General features: G+C 46.4%; 2 protein-coding genes. Both read right to left on the bottom strand.

Annotation, left to right across the window (positions count from 1 at the left end; all coding sequences use genetic code 11):
- Nucleotides 1-768: 768 nt before the first annotated feature.
- Nucleotides 769-1,614: a mechanosensitive ion channel family protein gene (locus tag MO867_RS21030; protein ID WP_252472756.1), complete on the bottom strand. Its 846-nt coding sequence runs from the start codon at nt 1,612-1,614 to the stop codon at nt 769-771.
- A 243-nt stretch (nt 1,615-1,857) separates the two neighbouring features.
- Nucleotides 1,858-2,604, bottom strand: a complete 747-nt coding sequence (locus MO867_RS21025; RefSeq protein WP_252472754.1) for a flavodoxin family protein — start codon at nt 2,602-2,604, stop codon at nt 1,858-1,860.
- Nucleotides 2,605-3,569 lie beyond the last annotated feature (965 nt).

Raw genomic sequence — 3,569 nt, 5'->3', positions numbered from 1 at the left:
CTAGGTCTATTCTGTTCGTTTTTACACCGATTTATATGGGACAGCCCTGCCCCCAGCCCCCAGCCCCCAGCCCCCACGCAAAGAAAGCCCAAATCAAAGACCAGGCAAAAATTAACGTGAAAAATATATTCACCCCTATTTCAAACATATCCATCCGCGCCCAACCCATTCATATCTAACAATTTAAAGCTTACCATTAAGAATCTACCGATTTGGAAGCTTGGATTCAACGCTAAAGTGCCTACTCGTTTGTCAAGGGAGTTATTGATCGGTGAGGAACACTATATTTCTGCAGGGGGCAATGTGAATAATACCGAGCCAGGTGCAGAAAGTGACGAGGGCTTGAGCATACTAGGCCGAGCTTAAATGGTCCCGCCATTTGTGCCTATTACCAGGCCATTGACTCAGTCCCTTGCTCTCCAGCCAAAAAAGCGACTGTATTTTTAATATTTCGGGCTGCCCAACCAGTTCAGCTGGAGACTTTTACCTAGTTAACTCAACCTTCCATCAGTTTTCTATAGAAGAAAATCTCGCTATCCATCGGTTCTGGGGCCAAGGCAGTAACGGTGTTATTCCGCCCATGCACCTCTTAAGATATTCGCATTGTCCTACCTCGACAGCGGGTTAACATGGAATTAGCCGGAGGTAAATATTAGAATGCTCAAAAGAGGGTGGTCCTAAATACTTAGGCACGACAGTTTGAATCCCGCTGTTGCAGGGGTCCTAGCCGTCAGCAACAGCCTAAGGCCGAAGGTTTCGGTTATTTCGTCAGGGCTTGGCTGCCAGTTGCCGATTCTTTTCGAACCAAAAATTAAATAAGTCCTCAGTTACCAGCTGTTCTATATTGGTCGCCTCTTCACGGGGGCAAAAAACGGTAACAGTAATCACATCATGGCCCACCTCATTCGTTGTAATACACACTTTGGCATCGGGACCTGATAGCTCTACGCCCATGCGGTTCTCAATCAGATTGCAGTAGCGCTCGGCAACTTCTCGGAAAGAGTCACAGTGTTCTTTCAATCGCTCCGCAATAAATTTCTTCGCTTCAAATGGGTTTATCCCACTATGCTCGCGTGTAATCGAGAAGGTATGTTCGATATAGCGGCGCATAAAATTCAGATTTTTTACTGGCTGTGTAAAGAAAGCATTATTGGGAATGTAGAGCGTCGTACCGGTATATCCGTTGCCAAGGCCGTGTGGGTCTATTTCTAAGAGCGTGGTGCTCAGCCAATCACTGTCTGTAACCTCACCAAATTGATTGCCCACTTTAATCCAGTCACCTACAGAAAATGAACGCATATTGGCTTGGTATAAACCTCCAACTAGACACTGCACGACTTCTTTCAGTGCTAGGACAATAGCGACAGAGAAAGCAGCGATAGATAAGGCAAAATCCCTCAGCTCACTCACCCAAACGGCTATTACACCCACCACAAGCAAGAGATTGCCTATATTATGTACGGTGCTGATTCGGCGGCGCTTATCAGCCTTTGCCCAACTACTACGGGCGATTGCCAATGTAAGCAGCCCGCGAAGAACCATAATAAGTGTGATTACGCAGGTAGTAATAAATAATTTGCTATCGAGGATGTGCTCCAAGAGCTCAGGCTTCATTCCGAGTTGGGACCTCTTAAAATAAGTGTGCCACCACAAAGAAGGAGCCGTTGCCCGGTGTGTGGGGTAGGCGCAAAGAGGCAATACTGGTGATGGCGGGAATGGGTAAATATCAAGAAGGCGCGCAATGTATCTTTCTAAGCCCTGGCTTGTAAATATCTGAGGAAAGATACAAAAAAATACGCTGAATAACGCTATTTATTAGGTTGTTTTTATAAATTTTCTGGTTTTTATAGGATGAGTCTAGCGGTAATCAGGGTTGGGGAAGTCAGGCTTACACCCTGCATCCCACTCTGACCGCTGATTACCATGGGCTGGTATACCACCGGTATTCTTAATCACTCGTGCCAAGTGCATGAGGTTCCAGGTCATAAAGGTGGTATTGCGATTGGTAAAGTCGTTCTGAGGGCCGCCAGAGCCGGGGTCCAGGTAGGAGGGACCTGGGCCTGCTTCGCCTACCCAGGCTGCATCTGCTTGGGGTGGAATCACATAGCCCAGGTGTTGTAGGGAATAGAGGATGTTCATGGCGCAGTGCTTTGCACCGTCTTCATTCCCTGTAATCAGGCAACCACCTACTCGCCCATAGTAGGCGTACTGACCTTTGGCATTCAGGTCTGAAGAGTTCGCATAGAGCCTCTCAATAACCTGGGTACAGATAGAGGATTTTTCACCCAGCCAAATGGGGGTAGTGATAACGAGTATGTCAGCTTCCTCTACCTGCTTGTAAATAAGTGGCCACTCATCACTCTCCCAGCCATGTTCAGTCATGTCCGGATAGACGCCAAAGGCAATATTATGATCTACCGGTCGCAACACTTGAACGGAGATACTATTCCTCTCCATGATTTCCTTGGATATGGTGATCAGGCCATCGGTATGGGAGAGTTCAGGCGTAGGTTTTAGCGTACAGTTGAGAAATATTGCTTTCAGGTCGGAAAAGTCCCATTGGCTGGAATCACAATCCTTGACTTGTTTCTTATTCAGAGTCATATCTGATCTCTTTGGCAGACTCAACAGGTGGGGGGAAATTCTAAACCAGGGGTGCAACAGGAATAGTTAAAGCACAATTTTTCAAGGTGCACTACTTTATATTGACTTATTGATCCTGAATACTGAGACGCCAAGCAATCTCTTTGCGGTAGCTATCACCATTAACAGTGATCACATGGAGTTGGGGAGGATCATATTGACTTGGCTCCTTTGTATGGTTCTTACAAGGTGGCCATCTGTACCTATAAGATTTTCGCCAGGGGCGGGTGCGAATAATGCTAGTGTTCGTTCTCCCTTGACACCATTATCCTCTACCAAAATTCAGCCCGTTACTCTTTTAAGGATGGTGTGCCTAAATGTGGAGAATATCCCGGCTTAATCTAAGTCTTATAGCTAGCCAAGCTGGGGCAGCAGATATTGAAAAGGGCATGGTGGCGAGGGGGACTGGTTAAGATAGGCAAAAGGGCAAAACATCGAGTTTCGCCCTGGGAAAATCGATCATTTAACAATTATGACCATCAACATCTGATCCGTCCTCAACCGCATTACAATCGGGACAGCGGAATCCGCCGCCGGGGATATTTTTATAATTAACGTATGTCCACCCGGCGGGTGGATTATCTGGCGTGTAGTTCTCATAGACGGGCTCAGAAGTTGGAACTTCAGGATCTAATCCGGCTTCACTAGTGGGGTGTTCTATTTCCATAATATATTCATCCTAATAAGATCAGAGGGGCTGGATATAGGAAGTATGAGTTAGAAATTCTAATTGGACTCGACACCTCCTTGTGTTGATACGCCGTCATTATAAAGGTAAAGGAAATGCTGTTTTGCGCTTTTACCGTGACATGCTCTTACAGGCGCAAGATAGTAGTAAGGTAGAAGTAAGAAAGAAAATTTGGTGTCTACCGTATCCTAGATTCCCACAATGACCGACACACTTGGCGATAGCAAAGGGGGCCAGC

Origin of the sequence: Microbulbifer okhotskensis, from assembly GCF_023895975.1 — a bacterium.
In the GTDB taxonomy this organism is placed as follows: Bacteria; Pseudomonadota; Gammaproteobacteria; order Pseudomonadales; family Cellvibrionaceae; genus Microbulbifer; species Microbulbifer okhotskensis.
Note: the sequence above shows the minus strand (reverse complement) of the source record. Positions and strands in the feature narration are given on the sequence as shown.

Excerpts from the sequence above, each read along its gene's own strand:
- MO867_RS21030 (WP_252472756.1), bottom strand. The coding sequence starts at position 1,614 with ATGAAGCCTGAGCTCTTGGAGCACATCCTCGATAGCAAATTATTTATT.
- MO867_RS21025 (WP_252472754.1), bottom strand. The coding sequence starts at position 2,604 with ATGACTCTGAATAAGAAACAAGTCAAGGATTGTGATTCCAGCCAATGG.